19 protein-coding genes are annotated in these 19,938 nt (G+C 66.5%); 7 read left to right on the forward strand and 12 right to left on the reverse strand.

All coding sequences use genetic code 11. The annotated features are described in order from the left end of the window. Positions 1–189: 189 nt before the first annotated feature. The 4 genes from AAC067_RS06030 to arsB all read left to right on the forward strand — a co-directional run bounded on the left by AAC067_RS06030 (position 190) and on the right by arsB (position 3,866). A complete protein-coding gene (locus AAC067_RS06030) occupies positions 190–1,713 on the forward strand; it encodes an integrase arm-type DNA-binding domain-containing protein (RefSeq protein WP_339930543.1) in 1,524 nt (507 codons plus the stop codon). 295 nt (positions 1,714–2,008) lie between these two features. Next, entirely contained in the window at positions 2,009–2,344 is a 336-nt protein-coding gene (locus AAC067_RS06035) for a metalloregulator ArsR/SmtB family transcription factor (protein ID WP_339930545.1), read from the forward strand. Positions 2,345–2,352: 8 nt separating this feature from the next. Further along, positions 2,353–2,778, forward strand: coding sequence for an arsenate reductase (glutaredoxin) (arsC, locus tag AAC067_RS06040; RefSeq protein ID WP_339930547.1), 426 nt, complete (start codon positions 2,353–2,355; stop codon positions 2,776–2,778). After that, positions 2,775–3,866, forward strand: a complete 1,092-nt coding sequence (gene arsB, locus AAC067_RS06045; RefSeq protein ID WP_339930549.1) for an ACR3 family arsenite efflux transporter — start codon at positions 2,775–2,777, stop codon at positions 3,864–3,866. The genes arsC and arsB overlap by 4 nt, the downstream gene beginning before the upstream one ends. 407 nt (positions 3,867–4,273) lie before the next feature. Here arsB and AAC067_RS06050 read toward each other — a convergent pair whose 3' ends face one another. Then, positions 4,274–4,549 (reverse strand): metal/formaldehyde-sensitive transcriptional repressor, encoded by a 276-nt coding sequence (locus tag AAC067_RS06050; protein ID WP_339930551.1) that lies wholly within the window; start codon positions 4,547–4,549, stop codon positions 4,274–4,276. 105 nt (positions 4,550–4,654) lie between these two features. On the opposite strand from AAC067_RS06050, the gene AAC067_RS06055 reads away from it, so the two are divergent. Beyond that, entirely contained in the window at positions 4,655–5,983 is a 1,329-nt protein-coding gene (locus tag AAC067_RS06055; protein WP_339930553.1) for an MFS transporter, read from the forward strand. Positions 5,984–5,995: 12 nt separating this feature from the next. Here AAC067_RS06055 and AAC067_RS06060 read toward each other — a convergent pair whose 3' ends face one another. The 11 genes from AAC067_RS06060 to lspA all read right to left on the reverse strand — a co-directional run bounded on the left by AAC067_RS06060 (position 5,996) and on the right by lspA (position 18,622). Beyond that, positions 5,996–6,613 (reverse strand): transmembrane anchor protein, encoded by a 618-nt coding sequence (locus tag AAC067_RS06060; protein WP_339930555.1) that lies wholly within the window; start codon positions 6,611–6,613, stop codon positions 5,996–5,998. A gap of 13 nt (positions 6,614–6,626) precedes the next feature. Further along, on the reverse strand, positions 6,627–7,358 hold the full coding sequence (locus AAC067_RS06065; protein WP_339930557.1) for a HupE/UreJ family protein: 732 nt from the start codon (positions 7,356–7,358) through the stop codon (positions 6,627–6,629). Positions 7,359–7,402: 44 nt separating this feature from the next. Next, the gene (locus AAC067_RS06070) at positions 7,403–10,591 is read right to left on the reverse strand and encodes a CusA/CzcA family heavy metal efflux RND transporter (RefSeq protein WP_339930559.1); all 3,189 of its coding nucleotides are present in this window, start codon (positions 10,589–10,591) and stop codon (positions 7,403–7,405) included. Positions 10,592–10,605: 14 nt separating this feature from the next. Beyond that, a complete protein-coding gene (locus AAC067_RS06075) occupies positions 10,606–11,862 on the reverse strand; it encodes an HlyD family efflux transporter periplasmic adaptor subunit (protein ID WP_339930561.1) in 1,257 nt (418 codons plus the stop codon). After that, on the reverse strand, positions 11,859–13,073 hold the full coding sequence (locus AAC067_RS06080) for a TolC family protein (protein WP_339930563.1): 1,215 nt from the start codon (positions 13,071–13,073) through the stop codon (positions 11,859–11,861). The genes AAC067_RS06075 and AAC067_RS06080 overlap by 4 nt, the downstream gene beginning before the upstream one ends. A 149-nt stretch (positions 13,074–13,222) precedes the next feature. Further along, positions 13,223–13,603 carry a hypothetical protein gene (locus tag AAC067_RS06085; protein WP_339930565.1) on the reverse strand — a complete coding sequence of 127 codons (381 nt, stop codon included), beginning with the start codon at positions 13,601–13,603 and terminating at the stop codon, positions 13,223–13,225. 206 nt (positions 13,604–13,809) lie between these two features. After that, a complete protein-coding gene (locus AAC067_RS06090; RefSeq protein WP_339930567.1) occupies positions 13,810–15,111 on the reverse strand; it encodes a HipA domain-containing protein in 1,302 nt (433 codons plus the stop codon). Continuing rightward, positions 15,108–15,461, reverse strand: a complete 354-nt coding sequence (locus AAC067_RS06095; protein ID WP_339930569.1) for a helix-turn-helix transcriptional regulator — start codon at positions 15,459–15,461, stop codon at positions 15,108–15,110. The genes AAC067_RS06090 and AAC067_RS06095 overlap by 4 nt, the downstream gene beginning before the upstream one ends. Before the next feature lie 217 nt (positions 15,462–15,678). Continuing rightward, positions 15,679–17,610 (reverse strand): FTR1 family protein, encoded by a 1,932-nt coding sequence (locus AAC067_RS06100; protein WP_339930571.1) that lies wholly within the window; start codon positions 17,608–17,610, stop codon positions 15,679–15,681. A gap of 56 nt (positions 17,611–17,666) precedes the next feature. Beyond that, entirely contained in the window at positions 17,667–18,101 is a 435-nt protein-coding gene (locus AAC067_RS06105) for a helix-turn-helix domain-containing protein (RefSeq protein WP_339913067.1), read from the reverse strand. Continuing rightward, positions 18,098–18,622: a signal peptidase II gene (lspA, locus tag AAC067_RS06110; RefSeq protein WP_339930573.1), complete on the reverse strand. Its 525-nt coding sequence runs from the start codon at positions 18,620–18,622 to the stop codon at positions 18,098–18,100. The genes AAC067_RS06105 and lspA overlap by 4 nt, the downstream gene beginning before the upstream one ends. A 157-nt stretch (positions 18,623–18,779) precedes the next feature. Between lspA and AAC067_RS06115 the strand changes: the two genes are divergently transcribed. Next, a complete protein-coding gene (locus tag AAC067_RS06115) occupies positions 18,780–19,430 on the forward strand; it encodes a cation transporter (protein ID WP_339930575.1) in 651 nt (216 codons plus the stop codon). Beyond that, positions 19,427–19,927 carry a hypothetical protein gene (locus AAC067_RS06120; RefSeq protein WP_339930577.1) on the forward strand — a complete coding sequence of 167 codons (501 nt, stop codon included), beginning with the start codon at positions 19,427–19,429 and terminating at the stop codon, positions 19,925–19,927. The genes AAC067_RS06115 and AAC067_RS06120 overlap by 4 nt, the downstream gene beginning before the upstream one ends. The last annotated feature ends 11 nt before the right edge of the window (positions 19,928–19,938 follow it).

The raw sequence follows: 19,938 nt of genomic DNA on the forward strand, positions 1-19,938 counted from the left end.
CTCAAAGGCAATTTCAGCGCATTTCAGAGCTGTGTATAACTCGATAAGTTACAGAAAAAAGGTGATTTAAGTTTTCGGTGGTTTTCTTGCTTTTTCGCGAAATTCTGCGTCCGGCGCCCCACTGGTGCCCCAGAAAATGCTAGTCTGGGTGGTGTTTGATTTGCAGCGCAGGCGCGAGGAGAGCGCGCGGTGGCTCGCCTTCAGCTTGGCACCGACCGCCAGATCGCGGGCCTGAAACCCGCTGACAAGGTCTATGAGATGTCCATCGGCGACAGTCGTGGGCTCGGGGTTCGTGTCTTCCCTACCGGGCTGAAGCAGTTCGAATTCCGCTATGTCGCCACGAACGGCACGAGGCGGCGTCTCTGCCTCGGGGCCTATCCGGATCTGTCGCTCGCCAAGGCCCGATCCAAAGTCGCCGCATTGCGGATCGCGGTGGTGGACGGTGGCGATCCCGTCGCGGAGATGACCGCGGCCCGCGAGCGGGCGCGAACAGGCGAAACCCTTGATGAACTGGCCGAGGCCTATCGGCAGGCGGCGACGGTGGGGCTTCACGGGGGACGCCGCCGGCCCAAGCGAGACGTCACCCTCACCAACGAACGCCAGACCTGGCGCAACCATATTCAACCGCGGCTGGGGACACGACCGTTCACGGAGATCCGCCGCGCGGACGTCAAGGTATTCATGCGGACCCTGGTGACCGAGACCGGCATGGCGGCCGCGAGCGTGGCGTCCATCGGCTCCCTGCTCCACGCGGTTCTGGGCTTCGCGGTGCTCGAGGAGCGGATCGAAGCCAATCCCGCGCTCGGCCTGGCCCGACCGCTGGCGCTGACGCCGCGTGAACGCATGTTTGACGACGCGGCCCTCAGAACCCTCTGGGACGCGGCGTCGGAGGCCTCGGTGCCACGCGCTCCGGGAGAAAAGACGGCCGGAGTCCATGCTCGCCTGGAACCGGTCATGGGACTCGCGATCCAGCTGTTGATGCTGACGCTGACCCGCCGCACCGAGGTCGCCGGAGCCCTCAAGACCGAGTTCGACCGCGCCGCGAAAATTTGGACGATCCCGTCCGAGCGGGCCAAGGCCAGACACCAGCATGTCGTACCCCTCGGGGCCGATGCACTCGAGATCCTGGAGGTGGCTTGGGCGCTTGATCCGGGCAGTCCCTACCTCTTCCCGTCCGAGAGATCTCCGGGACAACATCTGGATCCGCACGCCATCACCCGCGCGTTCGCGCGGACCTGCACACGCAGAAAACTGGCGGTGGGCTCTCCCCACGACGTCAGACGGTCCGGCGCGACGACGCTTACCGGACGCTACGGCGTCAGCCGCTTCGTGGTCGGGCTGGTGCTCGGACATACGCCCAATGAAGGGGCAGCGGTCACCAGCGTGTATGATCGCCACACCTATGTGCCGGAAAAGCGGGCGGCGCTGGAGTTGTGGGCCAACCACCTCGTCGGGCCCGGGAAAGCCGTCGTGCCCACCACCGAGGCTTCGACGGGCGGGGTCAATACGCATGTCGGCGAAGCCAAGGCGAGGGCATTGGCCCTGTGTCAGAAGGGGCAGCTCCACGAGGCGGTGTTGTCGATCTGCATGGATTTGTCTCGCCATCCGAACACGGCGAGTTCGCACCTCACGATCCTGGGCAAGGTTGGACTTGAGCGCGCGGCGGCAGGGGCGACCGCGGAGGTGGAGGAGTGGATCAGCGGGTTCCGTTAGACTGTCAGGAAATCGGCGGACCGAAATCGCGCATCTGGAGTTTGCACGGACATTTGCGGCGTTGGAACGCTGTGCGCCGCCGTTGACTGGTGGTTCCGGCTTTTCCGAGCACCGATATCGACCCTCTCACGACGGGGGAAGCGTTCTGCCTCGGGTTTACGCCGTGTAATTTCCCGAGCGGATGGGTCGTATTCGAGGGCCGTACGCCGCTGACAGGGCGGGGCGGAAACCTGAGCCTAATCCCACACGGCCATGACCGGATTGTATATATCCATAATTCGGCTAATACGGAAATATGGAAACCGAATCTGCGATTCTGACACTGGCCGCCTTGGCGCAATCGACCCGGCTGGAGGCGTTCCGTCTCCTCGTTCACCACGAACCGGCCGGCCTTCCGGCAGGGGAAATCGCGAACGCACTGGCGATCCCGGCCAACACCCTGTCCGCCCATCTGGGGGTGCTCTCCAGGGCGGATTTGATCACCGCCGAGCGTCGCAGCCGGTCAATCATCTATCGCGCCGACCTGGGCCGCTTGCGGGGTCTGGTTCTGTTCCTGCTCAAGGACTGCTGCGATGGCCGGGCTGACCTGTGCGAACCCCTGCTCGCCGAGCTGGCACCCGGCTGCGCCTGAGGAATTCCATGGACGTCATCATCTATCACAACCCCTCCTGCGGAACCTCCCGCAACGCGCTCAAGCTGATCCGGCACGTCGGCGTCGAGCCCCACGTCATCGAGTATCTGAAGTCTCCGCCGTCGCGCGCCATGGTCGCCTGGCTCGTCCAACGCACCGGCGCGCCCTTGCGAGACCTGATGCGTGAGAAGGGCACACCCTTCGCCGAACTGGGCCTCGAGTCTCCCGGCTTGACGGACGACAAGTTGCTCGACGCGATGGAGGCCCATCCGATCCTGCTCAATCGCCCACTCGTCGTGAGCCCCTTGGGCGTTCGCCTTTGCCGGCCGTCGGAAGTCGTGCTGGACCTCCTGCCGGCCGGCGATCTCAAGCCCTTCATCAAGGAGGACGGCGAGGTCGTCATCGACGCCGCCGGGCGGCGGGTGACCCGATGATCGACACGCCCGTCACGGCTGTGGAGCCGCCGCGCCGCCTGTCCTTCCTCGACCGCTGGCTGACGGCGTGGATATTCGCGGCTATGGCCCTGGGCGTCGCGCTCGGGACCATCGCGCCGGGCCTGGCCGACTGGGTCGACAGCCTTTCGGTCGGGACGACCAACATCCCGATCGCCATCGGGCTGATCCTGATGATGTACCCGCCGCTGGCCAAGGTCCGGTACGAGGATCTACCGCGCGTCTTCGCCGACAAGCGGGTGCTGGCCCTGTCCTTGTTCCAGAACTGGGTGCTGGGGCCCGTGCTCATGTTCGTTCTGGCGGCGATCTTCCTGCGCGATCAGCCTGAATACATGACCGGCGTGATCCTGATCGGTCTGGCCCGCTGCATCGCCATGGTGCTGGTCTGGAACCAGCTGGCGCGGGGCGACAACCAATATGTGGCCGGTCTCGTCGCCTTCAACTCCATCTTCCAGATTCTGTTCTTCAGCCTCTACGCCTGGGTCTTCCTGACTGTCCTGCCGCCCCTGTTCGGGCTGCAGGGCAGCGTGGTGGACGTCAGTATCTGGACCATCGCCGGCGCCGTCGTTGTCTATCTCGGCCTTCCCTTCCTGGCCGGCTTCCTGACCCGCCGCAGTTTGATCGCCCGTCGCGGCGCGGACTGGTATGAGCGCCGCTTCCTCCCGCGCATCGGGCCGATCACCCTGGTCGCGCTGCTGTTCACCATCGTCGTCATGTTCAGCCTCAAGGGCGGGGAGGTGGTAGCTCTGCCACTGGACGCCCTGCGCATCGCCATCCCCCTGACGATCTATTTCCTCGTCATGTTCGTCGTCAGCTTCCTCATGGGTCGGCTGATCGAGGCCGACTATCCGCGTACGACCGCCCTGGCCTTCACCGCCGCCTCGAACAATTTCGAACTGGCGATCGCGGTGGCCATTGCCGCGTTTGGTCTGGCCTCGCCGGTCGCGTTCGCCGCCGTCATCGGTCCGCTGGTCGAAGTGCCGGTACTGATCCTGCTGGTTTCCGTTTCTCTGTGGCTGGGGCGCCGATATTTTCCGGAGACCGCGCCTCCTAAAGAAGCTTGTTTATGAGGCTACTGCGCGTGCTACGCGATCCGTATCGGCAACGTCTATGGAAGCGGCCCGGGGTGGTCACTGATCCTGCAGCCGTCGTAGGCGTCGGGTAAGGTCCCTGAGGATGAGCTGACGGGTACGCGGCGGCATCTTTCGCCAGGATCGGACTTCGGGGACCGAACGACCGCAGCCCACGCACCAGCCGGTGCAACCATCGAAGCGGCAGACGTCGGTGCAGGGAGAATCGGAACTCACGGCCTCGTCTCCGGGCGCCGGTCGCTGATCCCGGCCGAGCCGGGCTCACGCGGCCCGGCTTCCGCGAGTGGGGGCCGGTTCGTATCCAGGGTCGAACCGATACCGGATCCTGCATCCCGGTTTGCCCGCCAGCCGGTATCCTCGGAGCGTGTTCTGCTCATGCGCCTGGCCTAGCTGGAATAGCGGCGGACAAGGGCGATCAGCTCGTCGGTGCCGATCCGGCGGTCATGCTCGCTCAGATCGGGATGGGCGACGTGGTGTCTCAGATGGTCCTCGATCAGTTCATTGAGTAGCCCGCCCATCGCCCCGCGCGCCGCCGCGACCTGCTGGAGAACCTGCGAGCAATCCGTTTCGGTTTCCATGGCTCTCTCGATCGCAGCCAACTGCCCGGCGATGCGTCGGATGCGCGCCACGAGTTTTTTCTTGCCGGTGACCGTATGTCCCATCGTTACTCCCCTAGAGTATAATGCGACCGTATGCGAGACTCGACGATGGGGGAGCCGCCCTCCGGGATCGCCCGGGATTTCCGTGGTGCCCCAGGTGACCCTTTGATGTTTTCTCCCCTGCGTCACTCCGCCTACCGGCACCTCTTCATGGCCCAGGTTTCGGCCCTGCTGGGGACGGGAATGGCGACCGTCGCGCTCGGGCTGCTGGCCCACGATCTGGCGGGGGCGAGCGCCGGGGAAATCCTCGGCGCGGCCCTGTCGATCAAGATGGTCGCCTACATCGGGGTGGCACCATTCGCGAGCGCCCTGGCGGCGAGACTGCCCAGAAAAATCCTGCTGGTTTCGCTCGACATCGTTCGAGCCGGTGTCGCGGTCAGCCTGCCGTTCGTCGGCGAAGCCTGGCAGATCTATGGCCTGATGACCGTGCTCTATGTCGCTTCGGCCGCCTTTACCCCGGCCTTCCAGGCCATGATCCCCGACCTGCTCCCGGACGAGGCCGAATACACCAGGGCGCTGTCGCTCTCGCGGCTGGCGGCCGATCTGGAGAGCGTGGCCAGTCCGGTGCTGGCGGCCTTGCTGCTGGCGGTGATGAGCTACAACAATCTGTTCGCGGGCACGGCGGTCGGTTTTGTCGTTTCCGCGTTGTTCGTCGTCAGCGCCGTCTTGCCGGCGCTGAGCACCGCCCAGCCCCGGCCATTCCTGCAACGCCTGACCGGGGGCATACGTTTGTTCGCGCTGACCCCGCGCCTTCGGGGTTTGCTGGCGATCAGTCTGGCGACGGCGGCGGGCGGCGCGATGGTGTTCGTCAATACCGTGGTGCTGGTGCAGTCGCGCTTCGCCTTGTCGGAACAGGCGACGGCCTGGGCGCTGGCGGCGTTCGGCGGCGGATCGATGACGGCGGCGGTGATCCTGCCGCGTCTTCTGGTTCGGCTTTCGGACCGGTCCGCCATGGTGCTGGGGGCCGCCCTGATGACGCTGGTGCTGCTGGCGGGTCCGTGGGTCGCGGTCAGTTACCCGGCCTTGCTGGCGCTGTGGGTGACCATGGGCTTCGGCTATTCGCTGACGATTACACCGGCCGGTCGGGCGCTGCGGCGGTCATCCAACGCCGCTGACCGGCCCTCGCTGTTCGCGGCCCAGTTCGCCCTGTCGCACGGCTGCTGGCTGATCGCCTATCCAGTGGCAGGTCTGGTCAGTGCGGCGGTTGATCCCGGTGCAGCCTTTCTGGTCCTGGCGGGCCTGTGCGCCTCAGGCACGATCCTGGGTCTGCTGATCTGGCCGACGCATGATCCGGACAGCGTGCCGCACAGTCATGACGACCTCGACCCCGATGATCCGCACCTGCTGGAAGGTCACGCGCTGGACGGCGAAGCGGGCCACGCCCACCCCTACGTCATCGACGAACGGCATAGCCGCTGGCCGACGACGAGGGGATAGGAGCCGCCCGGGTCAGACCACGCGTTTGACCTCTGTGTAGGTGCCTGTGGTCTGCAGGGTGATCGTTACCGTCTCACCGGTGCGGTTGCGCCAGAACCAGCCGTGACTGCCGGTGAAGGCGGCGGTGAGGTCGCCTTCCTCGCGCTGGGACGATCCCTTGCTGTAGCCATGATAGGATGTCCCGGGCCGGTCGGCGTGGACGTCGAAATTGATCCGCCCGCCGCTGCTTGACCAGACGTAGCGGACGCGAGCGCCTTCCTCCATCACCAGCTTGATCTCGGCGCCCTGGTCGGGGGCGAGGGTGAGAACGGTCTCGTCGGTTCGGACCCCGAGCGCAGTCGCCGCGGGCGTGACTGCGGCGGTCGGCGCCGCAGCGACGGCGGGAGGCGTGGCGGCCGGCTGGAGGCCCGCCTCTTCGGCCTTGGCTTCAGCAGCGAGTTGCACCTTGATGCGGCCCATTTCCGTCAGGCCGAGCAGCGATCCGACCCGGGTAGGATCGGTGCCGTATTCGGCGGGCAGAACGATCGTGACGAGCAGACCGGCAGCGACCACGACGGCCACCGCCGTGGACTTCAACAGTTTGGCGGTCGAGGGCAGTTCGGAGGGGTCGGGCTTGTTGGCATTTTGCATGAGAGGTCTCCGATCAGGTGACGAAGAAGCCGACGAGCTGATAGCCCGCCAGGATGAAACCGAGGGTCATGAGGACGACATTGGCGGCATAGGCATGACGCCAGAAGCCGGTCGTCCTCCGCCAGAAACCCATGACGATGAGGATGGCGCCCAGGGCCAGAAGCTGACCGGCCTCGACCCCGATGTTGAAGGCGATCAGGTTGCCGATCAGTCCATCGGATGACAGCTGGAAATCCTGCAGCTTGGTCGCCAGGCCGAAGCCGTGGAACAGGCCGAAGATCAGGGTTGCGGCCCTGGTCGAGGGCTGGAAGCCGAACCAGCGCTGATAGGCACCGAGGTTGTCGAGCGCCTTGTAGACGACGGACAGACCGATGATCGCGTCCACCAGATAGCTGGACACGCTGATGTCGGTCAGCACGCCCAGCAGCAGGGTGGATGAGTGGCCGATGGCGAACAGCGTCACATAGATGCTGATGTCCTTCATCCGGTAGAGGAAGAAGATCACGCCGAACAGGAACAGCAGGTGGTCGTAGCCGGTGACCATGTGCTTGGCCCCGAGATAGACGAACGGCCAGAACAGGAAGCCGGATGTCTCCTGGATATAGCCCTTGTCGCCCTCGGCCACGCCATGGGCCAGGGCCTGGCCCAGGGCTCCGTCGATGAGAAAGAAGAGCAGGATGGCGGCCAGCGCCATTGCGGGTGATTTGAGCCAGGACCAGGGGTCCCGGCGATAGGCAACGGTCATGAGAACCTTTCCGGAATTCGGGGAGGGCGTGGAGCGGCAGGCGGTCAGAACCGCCTCCGCTTGACGCGGAACGGCAGGTGGTCGAGCCAGGCGGGACGGGGACGATCCTCGGTCCGGTCGCGACCGTGGACCAGGCTATAGAGCGCCGGGAGCACGAGCAGGGTCAGCAGGGTCGATGAGATGATCCCGCCGATGACCACCGTGGCCAGCGGACGCTGGACCTCGGCCCCGGTCCCGACGTTGAGCGCCATGGGCACGAAGCCCAGACTGGCGACCAGGGCGGTCATCAGCACAGGCCTTAGACGGGTCAGTGCGCCTTCGCGGATAGCCGTGGGGATCGGCTTGCCCTCCTCGATCAGGCCCCGGATGAAGCTGACCATGACCACGCCGTTGAGCACAGCGACCCCGGACAGGGCGATGAAGCCAACGCCCGCCGAGATCGACAGCGGCAGATCGCGCATCATCAGGGCGGCCACCCCGCCGGTGAGCGCCAGGGGCACGCCGGAGAAGACGATGGCCGAGTCCTTCCAGGAGCGGAACAGGGCGAACAGCAGGCCGAAGATCAGCAGCAGCACCGCCGGGACCACGACCTGAAGCCGTTTCGCCGCCGAGATGAGCTGTTCGAACGTGCCGCCATAGGTGACCCAGTAGCCGGCGGGGATCGTCACCTCGGTTTCGACCCGCTCCTGCACTTCCCCGATGAAGGAGCCCAGGTCGCGATCGCGCACGTTGGAGGTGACCACGATCCGTCGCTTGCCGTTCTCGCGACTGATCTGGTTGGGACCGACCGTAAGCTCGATCGTCGCCACCTCGGCCAGGGGCACGAACTGGCGCGCCTGTCCCTCGCTCGCCGGCAGGGGTATCTGCAGGCGACCGATGGCATCGGTGTTGGATCGCAGCGCCTCGGGCAGGCGGACGACGACGTCGAAACGCCGGTCACCCTCGAAAATCTGCCCCGCCGTGGTGCCGCCCATCGAGGTGGAGATGACCGACTGGACGTCGTTGACGCTCAACCCCAGTCGCGCCATGGCAGCCCGGTTGGGTGTGATCTGGAGCACCGGCAGACCCGTGACCTGTTCGGTCTGGGGATCGGCCGCGCCACCCACGCCGGCGACGATGCCTTCGATCTCGGCACCGAGCCTCAGCAGTTCGTTCAGATCGTCGCCGAACACCTTGATGGCGACGTCGGCGCGCACGCCCGAGAGCAGTTCGTTGAACCGCATCTGGATGGGCTGGGTGAACTCGTATTTGCTGCCGGGAATCTCGTTCACGGCGGCTTCCATCTCCTCAACAAGCTGACCGCGCGGCTTTCTCGGATCGGGCCAGTCGGAGCGGTCCTTCAGCAGGATGAAGGTGTCGGCGACCGAAGGCGGCACCGGATCGGTGGCGACTTCGGCAGTGCCGATCTTGGCCACGACCCGCTCGACCTCCGGGAAGGCCGCGATGCGGGCTTCAAGCGCGGTCTGCATCTGGATGGCCTGGCTCAGGCTGGTGCCGGGGATGCGCAGCGCGTGCATGGCGATGTCGCCTTCGTCGAGATTGGGCACGAACTCCGAACCCATTCGCGACGCGCCGAAGCCCGCCAGCAGTACAAGCGCCACGGCGATGCCGATCATCAGACCCCGGGTCTTCAGCGCGAAGTCCAGCGCCGGCTGATAGCCGACCCGGGCCCAGCGCATCACGAAGCTGTCCTTTTCCTCCACCTTGCCGGTGACGAACATCGCGACCGCGGCAGGCACAAAGGACAGCGACAGAACCAGGGCAGCGGTCAGGGCGATGACGACGGTGATCGCCATCGGGTGGAACATCTTTCCTTCAACCCCCGTCAGGCCGAAAATCGGCACATAGACGAGGGTGATGATCAGGATCCCGAACAGCGATGGCCGGATCACCTCGCTGGAGGCCGAGGCCGCCAGATCAAAACGTTCTTCCCGGGTCAGGATGCGGCCCAGGCGGTGCTGGGCCTCGCCGAAGCGGCGCAGGCAGTTCTCAACAATGATGACGGCGCCGTCGACGATCAGGCCGAAGTCGAGCGCGCCGAGGCTCATCAGATTGCCCGAGGTGCCGGTCCGCACCATGCCGGTGATGGTCATCAGCATGGTGATCGGGATGACCGCCGCCGTGATCAGGGCGGCGCGGATGTTTCCGAGCAGCAGGAACAGCACGACGACGACCAGCAGGGCCCCTTCCAGCAGATTCTTCTCGACTGTGTGGATGGCGCGATCGACCAGGTCCGTCCGGTCATAGACCGGCGATGCGGTCACCCCGTCGGGTAGCGCGCGCGCCGCCTCTTTCAGGCTGACGGCGGCGGCCCGGGCCACCACGCGGCTGTTTTCGCCCGCCAGCATCAAGACCGTGGCGAGCACGGTCTCCTTGCCGTCTTCGGTCGCGGCTCCGGTACGCAATTCTTCGCCCATGCCCACGTCCGCGACATCGGCGATCCGGATCGGAACACCGCCCCGGGTGGCGATGACGACACTGCCGAGATCCTCGGTCGTCGAAGCCTGGCCAGGCACGCGGATCAGATACTGCTCACCGTAGCGCTCGACATAGCCGGCCCCGACGTTGGCGTTGTTGTTGTTCAGCGCATCGACGACTTCGGCCATGGTCACGCCATAGGCCGACAGCCGCTCGGGCTGCGGCGTCACATGATACTGGCGCTCGTAACCGCCGATCGTATTGACCTCGGTGACGCCCCTGGTGTTGCGCAACTGGGGCCGGATCACCCAGTCCTGCAGGGTTCTCAAATCCTCGGTCGTATAGGGCTGGCCGTCCGGACGACGGGCGCCCGGCGCGGCGTCGATCGTATACATGAAGATCTCGCCGAGGCCCGTGGCGATCGGGCCGAGTTCGGGCGTAATGCCGGGGGGAAGCTGGCTGAGCGCGTTCTGCAGCCGCTCGTTGACCAGTTGGCGCGCGAAATAGATGTCGGTGCCGTCATCGAAGATGACGGTGACCTGGCTCAGCCCGTAGCGTGAGACCGAGCGCGTATATTGCAGGCCGGGCACGCCCGCCACCGCCGTCTCGACGGGGAAGGTGATGCGTTGCTCGGCCTCCAGGGGCGAATAGCCGGGCGCTTCGGTGTTGATCTGGATCTGGACGTTGGTGATGTCCGGCGTGGCGTCGATGGGCAGGCGCTGGAAGCTCCAGACGCCGACCGCGCAGGCCAGAAGGACGAGCGCCATGACGACCCAGCGGAACCGGATCGACAGCGCGATGATGCGTTCAAGCATGATGGTCGCGCCCCCTAGTGGTCATGGCTCGCGCCGGACTTGTCGATGTCCGCGCGAATGAGGAAGGCACCGTCGACGACGTATTCGGTTCCGGGTTCAAGCCCGCCGAGGACCTCGGTCCATTCGTCGGTTCGACGCCCCAGTTCGAGCATCCGCACCTCATAGGTGGTGCCGACCCTGGCGTAGACGACCTGGAAATCCCGGAACGGCTGGATGGCCTTGGTCTGGACCGCCAGCGGCACCTCGCCCTGACCGACCTGGACCGTCCCGCTGACCCCCAGACCCGGCCGCCAGACGCCGCCCTGGTAGGGCAGGGCGACGTGGGCGACCAGTGTCTGGCTCATGGGGTCACTGGACGGCAGCACGGCCTCGATGACGCCGAGCGCGCGGTGATCCCCGGCCAGGCTGGTGACCTCCACGCGTTGCCCGACCCGGACGCGCTCGGCGTCGCGCGGATAGAGGAAGAACTCGGCGTGCAGACGGGTCGGATCGCCAATGGTCAACATCGGCTCGCCATTGCCTGTAATGGCGCCGGGGTTGGCATTCTTGGCCGTGATCATCCCTGAAATCGGGGCCGTGACGGAATAGGTCTGCAGGCTTTCGCTTGATTCGACCCGGGCGAGGACCTGTCCACGCCGGACGCGATCGCCGAGCTGGACCGACATGGCCATGACGCGACCGGGATAGCGGGCATGGACCTCGCTCTGGCCCTCCGGCGTGATCTCGACCCGGCCGCTCAGCGGCAGGCTCTCGCCCAGGACTGCTCCGGCGGCTCTCTGGGTGGTTACGCCGCCCGCCCGGGCGGCATCGGCGGTGATGGTGGTGCGCCCTTCATAGGACTCATAGCTCCAGCGGTGCTGGCGTCCGGCATGGGCGGCGGCAACCGTCACATCGAAGGAGTGGGGCTCGAAGACCACGCCCGGGGCCGCGAGGTAGTCGTTCTCGGCGGTGAAGACGAACCGGTCGGTCTTGGGACCCAGTCGACCCAGGGTGATGCTGGCCTGGACCTGGCGCGGATCGAGGGGCTTGTCCTTGAGATAGGGATAGAGCCGGAACAGTGGCTCCGGACCATCCTCATAGATGGTGACCTCCAGTGCGAAATCACCGTCTCGCAGCATCCGTCCGCGATGGGGGCCACGCTCATAGTCGCCCGCTGCAACCTCGCCTTCGGCTTTTTCCGGGGATCCGCCCTGACCGCAGGCCGAGACCGCGATTGCAAGGGCGAACAGGGTGGCGGCGATAGCGCGCCGCGATGGGCTGTGACGGATCATGTGCGGGTCTCCAGGCCGAGCAGGTCGGCATGCGCGCCGGTCAGCCGATCAAGGCGGGCGCGATCAATGTGAAACTGTTTGAGAACGGCGACGCGCCGAGCCCGGGTCGCGAGCAGCGCGGTCTGGGCGGAGATCACGTCGTTGTAGGTGAAGCCGCCGCGCGCGAAGCCCTGACGAACGAGTGTGACCGCGCGTTCGGCCTGGGGCAGGGTTTCTTCGGCAATGCGACGCGCTTCGAGCGCCCGCGACGCGAGGAGCACCTGAAGCCGTGCTATCTCGCGTTCCCCTTCCTGCCGGAGCGCCGCCATATCGGCCTCTGCGGCAACACCTTCGAACCTGGCCCGCGCGATAGCCCCCTCGTTGCGGTCATACCGTCCGAGGGGAATGGACCCACCGACCACCAGTCCAAGGTCCTGTCCCTCCCAAAAATGGCGGATGCCGACACTGACTGTGGCGTCCGGGGTGGCGCGCGCCTGTTCCACCCGGACTCTGGCCCGGGAAACGTCGCGCTGTGCGGACAGAACCGCGAGATCGATTTCAGAGACCGGACCGGCGACTTCACGTGCGGCGCTGGTGTCCTCGAAATCGACAGGGTCGAGCGAGAAGTCGGGGGCTCCGATCCAGAAGCGACCCAGTGTTGCCCGAGCAAGGCGCGCCTGGATCCCGGCCTGGTCAAAATCGATCTGGGCCTGTGCGAGTTCGGCCTCGGCGCGGGCCCCTGCGAACAGCGGATCACGCGCCATATTCACGCGCCGCTGCACCTCTGTCTGGAAGCGTTCAGCCAGATCGAGGCGTTCGCGGGCGATTTCAAGTTCGGCCTGGGCAGCAAGGGCGTCAGCCCATGCGCGCTGCACCTGCTCAAGCCGGTCCAGTCTCCGGATGGCGTCTTCAGCCTGAACCACGGTCGCTTCGCCCCGGGCAAGGGCGACCCGCGCCGGTCGGTCGCCGCCGCGCTCGAACCGCTGCTCGTAGGACAGGGTCGTCTCGGTCCGGTCGATGATGTTGCCCCCGCCGAGCGTCGGCAGGTTTTCAACCATCAGCCCCAGCGTTGGATTGGGTCGAACATCGGCCTGGCGCACGGCTGCGTCGCCGGCGCGAGCGCGAGCTTCGCCGCCGGGTAGGGCGGGATCCACCTCGGCAGCACGGGCCAGCGCCCGTTCCAGGGACAGTGTGGACGTGTCCGGCGCGACGCTTGCGGACTGCTGCGCCATGGCCGGGTTGGACGGCAGAGCCGCCAGTGAGAGCGCCAGCGCCGAAACGGTCGCCATACGCGCCCACGATCCGGCAGAGCCGGCATTCGGGGTTTTCAAGGGTATCTCCGGGAAACAGATTGCGCGCGCAGCCGGAAGGCTGCGCAGGTTCAGACGACCGTGCGCAACTGTTTCGGAGGGTATTCGGGGCCGTCGCCGTCGTGGTTCGGCCGCGACGGGTCGCCGGCGGACCAACGCTGACCCGTGGCCGATCGAAGGATCGCCTTCACACCGTGGCCAGTTTCCGGGACGGCGTTCGGGCTGTCGCCGGTCGCGGCGTGGTGATGACCCGTGGGTCGGGTCTCGCCGGTTTCCGGATCTTCGGCCGCGCCCGTGTCGGTCCCGGTCGCGGGTTCGGGCGCGACATGGACATGAAGCGGGTCGTGGTCCGCATCGAACCCGCTGCCGGGGGAGGCGATCGGCGGCCAGTCAGAGGCATGGGCGATGCGATGTCCGGTCTGTGACGCGCCATACAGGCTCGTCACCGCCATCAAGGCGGCGCAAAAGCTCACGCAGAGGGTGCGAAACAATCGGGACAATCGGGGCTCCTGCTTCCGGCCATAAAGTGCGTCGCCGGGTGTGGCAAGGGCCAAGATGACGCGGCCTGGCCGTTGCCCGGGGTGCTGGGCGGTCGGGGGCCCGATCCAGGGGCCCCGATCTTCCGCTCGTCGCCACCGCCGCCCAGGGCGCCGCGGGTCTAGAGGACCGTCCGGAGTGAGGGATCGATGGATTTGCGCCAGTCCTCGCCAACCCGGGCGGCGTCGGCGAATTCGGGCCAGCGAGCCACGGCGTCGCGAACTTGCTGTACGATCGCGCGCGCCCGGCGGGCGTTGATCGACGCGACGCGGGCGCTGGCGTCGAAGTCGTCCAGGGTGAAGCCGTCGCGTTTGCCGTTCATCGACATCTGGTGGCGCGCCGTCCAATCGCCCGCCGGATTGTAGCTCCAGGTGATGTCGAAGGCCGGCGACAGGCTCCAGGTGCCGGCCCTGTCCATCAGGAAGGCGATGTTCTTGACGTGATCGTCCTGGTTGCGGGCGACGATGTTGAAGACCATGCGCCGAAACTGCTCTTCGAGCGCCTCCATCGACAGCCCGAGACGACGCATGACGAACAGCGCCTGTTCGTACGAATAGGCGTTCTGGTCGTTGAAATCGAAGTGGGCGAGGGCGGCCAGGGACTGCATGTGCAGCTTGCCGCCGCCGGGAAGGCGGTCGAACCGCCTGGTCATGAAATGCCGCCGGCTGCCTTCTTCGAGCAAACGGCATTCGGCCACCTGGACCCCGGCTGCGGCGGCCATCCGGGAATAGGCGTATTCGACCGCCCCATAGCCTTGCGGATCGGTCAGCTCCTTGTCCTTGTTGCCCCTCACGCCATCGAATTTCAGCAGCCAGTAGTCGAAGCCGTCGCCGGCCTCGACCTGGCCTGAGCGGACTTCATTGGTTTCGGCGTTCCAGGCAATGACCGCCTTGGCGCGGGCGCCGCCGGCTGAGGTGCCGACCCGCAGGATGTCGCGCAGAGCCTCGGCCTTCGTCTCATCGGCGAATGAGGAGCGCAGGTCGTTGCGATGGGTCAGGACTTCCGACGCCAGCTCGACCAGGGCGTCGAGCTTGATCCGGGTCGCAGCCTTGCGGCGCGGGCCCTTGGCCGGGGCGAACTCCAGGGCGCCCATGCCGCGCTCGCCGGTGTAGCAAAGCCGTTCGACCGCGTTAAAGCTCTCGGGCGTCCGGCCCTGGGTCGCGAGCCAGGCGTCGATCAGCGTGTTGCCGTACTTGTCGGGCAGGGCGTCGGCCAGCATCCCCGGCAGGCCGTGGAAGCTGCGCGGGTTGAGGTCCGGGAAGCTATGGATCTCGGGGCCCAGGGGCATCATCAGCGGCGCCGGCTGGATGCCACTGGTGATGAAGGCGGGCGCATAGGCGAAGGCGGCGACGTCGGCGCCGTCTTCCAGGGACACGGCGCCGATGCGTCTTCCCCACAGACGGACCTCGGCGATGGTCGTCATTGTTCGTCGCCCCAGGTCCAGGGCCTCCCGGTTCCAGCGCCTTCGTCGGGGTCCGGCCGGGCGCGCTGCCGGGTCTTGCCGTGGCGTTCCAGCAGATCGATCGGATTGGGCGGGCTCTGAGGCAGGAGCCGGTCGAGACCGTCCAGCTTGTTCAGGGCCCTAAGGCAGCGCACCAGATTGGCGGACTGGGTCGAGGCCCCGCCCTCGAGGCGCTCGACCGTTCGCTTGGACACTCCTGCGGCTTGAGCGAACTGGGCCTGGGTCATCTGTCGCGCGAGTCGCGCTTCAGCGATCCTGCGGCCAAGCTCCGCGAGGGCTGCGTCATCAGTGGTCAGGCTCGATATCTTCATAATTCGCCACTTTCGGCGAGTAAGATATCGACGCGAAGTTAATTCGTCAATAATGGCGATTTGTGAAAATCCAAATCGCACGACATAATTCGCCTGTTATGACGACTTATATGATGTTTTCTGCTCTAATCGCCAAAAATGACGACTTGCAGGACCGTGGCGCGCAACGGTCTGGCGCTCAGGCCGTAGCCTGAGGACCGCAAACCAGGGGCCGCCTTCAGTGGGGCGGTCGAGCCGTCCTGGGTGACGACGTCCGGGCGAAGCCGATCACAAGGACGGCGATGGTCAGAAGCTGAACGGCCAAGCCCTCGACCGTCGGATAGAGGCCGAGGATCTCGATCCGCGGGATCCAGGCGAGCGGGTGAATATCGAGCCAGCCCGCCTCCTGCAGCGCCGCCACTCCCTTGCCGATGAGAACGACCGACAGGACGGCCATGAGGATCGAGCTCCACGAGAAGAACCGGCCGATCGGCAGACGTTTGCTGTAGGCCAGCAGCGCCCAGGCGATCACCGCCAGGATCGCCACGGCGGTCAGGGCGCCGGCCAGCATGCCGACATGGCCGCCCTGGCTCCAGATCGCCGCATAGAACAGGATGGTCTCGAACACCTCCCGGTAGACCACGACGAAGGCGAGCAGGAACAGGAACCAGGCCGACCGCCTCGAGAGGGCCTTGGACAGCTTGTCGCGGATATAGGTCTGCCAGGCGTCGGCATGCGACTTGCCGTGCATCCAGATACCAACAGAGACGAGCACGACAGCGGCCAGAAGTGAGCCGAACCCTTCGGTGAGCTCCCGGCTGGTGCCGCTGACGGAGATGAAGAAGGTCGCGGCCGCCCAGGTCGCGCCGCCGGCGACCAGCGCGGCCACCCAGCCGCCGTGGACGTAGGGCAGCACCTCGGGCCGATCGGCCTTCCTGAGGAAGGCGATCATCGCCACCACGATGAGCAGAGCTTCCAGTCCCTCACGCAGCAGAATGGTCAAGGTGCCGAGGAAGCTGGCGAGATTGTTCGCCTCCTGAGGCGCGAGCGCCCGCTCGGCCGTGTCAAACAGGGCGTTCAGACGGGCGACCCTCTCCGCGACTTCCTCGGCGGGCGCGCCCTGGCTGATCGAGGCGCGCAACGCGGTCATGGCCGTCTCGATCCGGCGCAGCAGCGCCCCGTCACGGGCACCGAGCGCGGGCTCCACCGGTTCGAAGCCGTCGAGATAGGCCGACAGCGCCAGGTCCGTGGCGGCCTTGCGGTCGCCGCGATGATAGGCCGCCTCGCTTTCCGCGAGGCGCGTTCGCGCCAGGGTCAGGGTCGCCCCCTCGGGACGCGCCGTCGCCTCGGGGTGACGGCGAAGATAGGCCGTCACCGCACGTGCCTTCGTCTCGCCGATCCGGCTCGCCAGATCCGCCGGCGTGGCCGTGGCGACGGCGGCCAGATCGGGGTAGGCGACGCGGAGCGCCGGGTCGGCCTTCCAGAGGCGCTCGCCTTCGGCGGCTTCGGCGTCAGTGAAGGCGAAGCGGCTGACATAGAAGGCCAGGGCCCAGCGATCCTCTGCCGGCAAATGGGCGAAGCTGGCCATCGCCGTCCCGTCGAGCCCCTGGTCGATCACCTGGTAGAGACCGAACACGCTGCGTTGGCGGGCGCGTTCCACGTCGGCGAAGGCGATCGGAGGCGGATCGAGTCCTTCCGCGCCCGCGCCGTCGGCGCGGCCAGTCGCGCCATGACAGACTGCGCACTGTTCGGCATAGATCGTCGCCCCCTTCGTCAGATCGGGCGGAAATGAGGGTGCCAGCGGGCTCGGATAGGCCGTCAAGACGGCGCCGGCCAGGGTTCTGGCCTGATCTCCCACGACCTGCGGGTCGGCCTTGTCGCGGATCGCCGCCTGCAGGGCGACCGCGTCGCGCACCAGGCCGGCCTTGGCCGGATGGGGCGGCAAAGCGTCAAGATGCGTCCGGATCTGGCTGCCAAACTCGACCATCTCGCCGTATTCGGCCGGATTGATCACCTGGCCGTTCGCCACAGCGCCGGCGTAGTCGACCGAGACGTAGTCGAGCAGCCGCCAGGCGACCTGGGCCTCCGAGGCGGTGGGGAGCTGAGCGAGAGCGGGTGTGGTCAGCCCCAGCGCGAATAGCAGGGCGAGCAGACGGAATAGGGGTTGCATGGGTATGGCCAGTTAGGAATGGCTCGCATTAGCATTTGGCGGAGGGGCTGTCGCGCTCAAAGCGACGTCGTGTGGTCGTGAAGGGCTTCGATCACCTTGCAGGCGGAGACCTGGCCGCCGGCGCATTCCGCCGTCATCCGGGAGAGCTCGCGCTGCAGTGCCTTGAGCTGCGCGATCTTCTGTTTCACCTCCGCGAGATGACGCTCGGCGATGGCGTTCGCCTGGGCGCACGGGCGATCCGGATGATCGGACAGATCGAGCAAGGAACGGATCGCGTTCAGATCGAATCCCAACTGACGTGCATGCCTGATGAATGACAGGCGGCGTTCCGCCCCATCATCATACATCCTCCGATCGCTTGCGGTCCGGGGCGGCGCGGGGAGCAGTCCGATCTCCTCATAGAAGCGAATAGTCGGGACCTTGACGCCTGTGGCGGCGGCGAGCTTGCCGATCGGACGCAGTCCGGACGCAGCGGGAGAGGGCAGGGTCATCGCGCGGCGCGCCTCATGGTCGAGGGGGCGGTCTGGACGGTCGCCCCTCTGACCGGCAGCAGAAGCAGTCCCACGCCGCAGACAATGGCTGCATCCGCCAGATTGAACGTCGGCCAGTGGGCGGCACCCCAATGCAGGTCGATAAAGTCAGTCACCGCGCCGAAGCGCAGACGGTCAAGCAGGTTTCCCGCCGCCCCGCCGACCAGAAGGCTCCCGGCCACCGCCGTCATGGCGGTTCGCGTCCGCCAGATCCAGACCAGCAGCGCGCCGATGATCAGTGCCGTCACGCCGCTGAGCGTCCAGCGTCCCGCCGCGCCTGAGTCCGCGAACAGGCCGAACGTGACGCCTGGATTGAACCCCAGACGCAGCGATAGAAAGGGTGTGAGTTCCATCGCGGTATCGAGCCGGACGCGGGCCAGCGCCTTGGCCGCCTGGTCGAGGGTCGTGATCAGCGCCGCCAGTCCGAAGGCCATCGCCTGCAGGCGACCGGGGCCGCGCCGTGTCGAGGGTACTGTGATCATGAGGTCTCCTGTAAGTCCCGGCCTCTTGTGCGTCCTCTAGCTACTAGAGGATCAAGCCCGTTTTCGTCACGGCGGCCGTCCAGGGGACCGCGATGCATTTTTGTCTTGATCCTCCAGCGACTGGAGCATGCATCCTTGGGGTAACAGGTGGTGCTCCATGAATGAACGACCCTCATCTTCTGAACTGGCAGCCTCGGGCTGCGACTGCGGCGAGACCGTCAAGTTCGACGGCTCCACCCCGGTCTACCGCCGCATCCTGATGGCGGTGATCGCCATCAACGGGGCCGCCTTCGTCGCCATAGCCGGTGGTGCGGCCTTGCAGGGCTCAGCGTCCCTGGGCGCCAACGCCCTCGACTTCCTGGCCGACGCCGCCACCTACAGCATCAGCCTGGCCGTGATCGGTCGCTCGGTCGCTGTGCGGTCCGGTGCCGCCCTGATCAAAGGTGCCAGCCTCGCAGCCCTCGCGCTGTTCATCCTCGGCTACGCGATCTGGCGCGCCACCTCCGGAGCGCCGCCCGAAGGGTTTGTCATCACCGGCCTTGGCGTCCTGGGCTTCTTCGCCAACGCGCTGGCCGCACTCCTGCTGGTCCGCCACCGCGAGGGCGACGCCAACGTCCGCTCGGTCTGGCTTTGCACGCGCAACGATCTGACCCAGAGCCTGGTGGTGGCCGCGACGGGTCTGGCCGTCTGGCTCACCGCCTCCCGCTGGCCCGATCTCATCGCCGGCGCGATCCTGGCGGTGGTCTTTCTGCAGTCGGCCTGGTCGATCCTGAAACAGTCCCGCGCAGAGCTGAGGGCCGCGGCGTGACGGCACCCTTCACCCCCGCCCTCGGCCATGCCGCCATGAGCGGTCTCTGCGTTCGCGCCATCGTCCTGCTGACACGGATGCAGTTCTGGCGGTCGCGGCTTGTCGATCAAGTCGCCCCGGGGGCGGGCGGGACGGTCATCGATCCCGGATGCGGCACCGGATCCTTCGCCGTGACCATGGCGCAGCGCGCGCCCGGCGGGCGCCGCGTCAGTCTCGCCCCTGACCGTGCCATCCTGTGGCGGGCGAAAGCCGGGGCCGACGCCGGCGAGGGTATCGGTCTTGTCGAGCGCTATGCACGCGATGTGGCCGCGCTCCTGGGCGACGGGATCGCCGACACGGTCGTGTCCGGGCGGCTCCTTCATGGGTTTGCCATGGGAAAGAAGAGGCAGGACTCGTCGGCGGGCCGGCAGATGCTCAAGCCCGGCGAGCCGCTCCACACCTTGACCGGTTCGTTCTCTACCTGTCGCGCGGATCGTCCGCAGGCGGTCGCGGCATGAGCGGCGGTGCG

Origin of the sequence: uncultured Brevundimonas sp. (assembly GCF_963977465.1) — a bacterium.
Lineage (GTDB): Bacteria > Pseudomonadota > Alphaproteobacteria > Caulobacterales > Caulobacteraceae > Brevundimonas.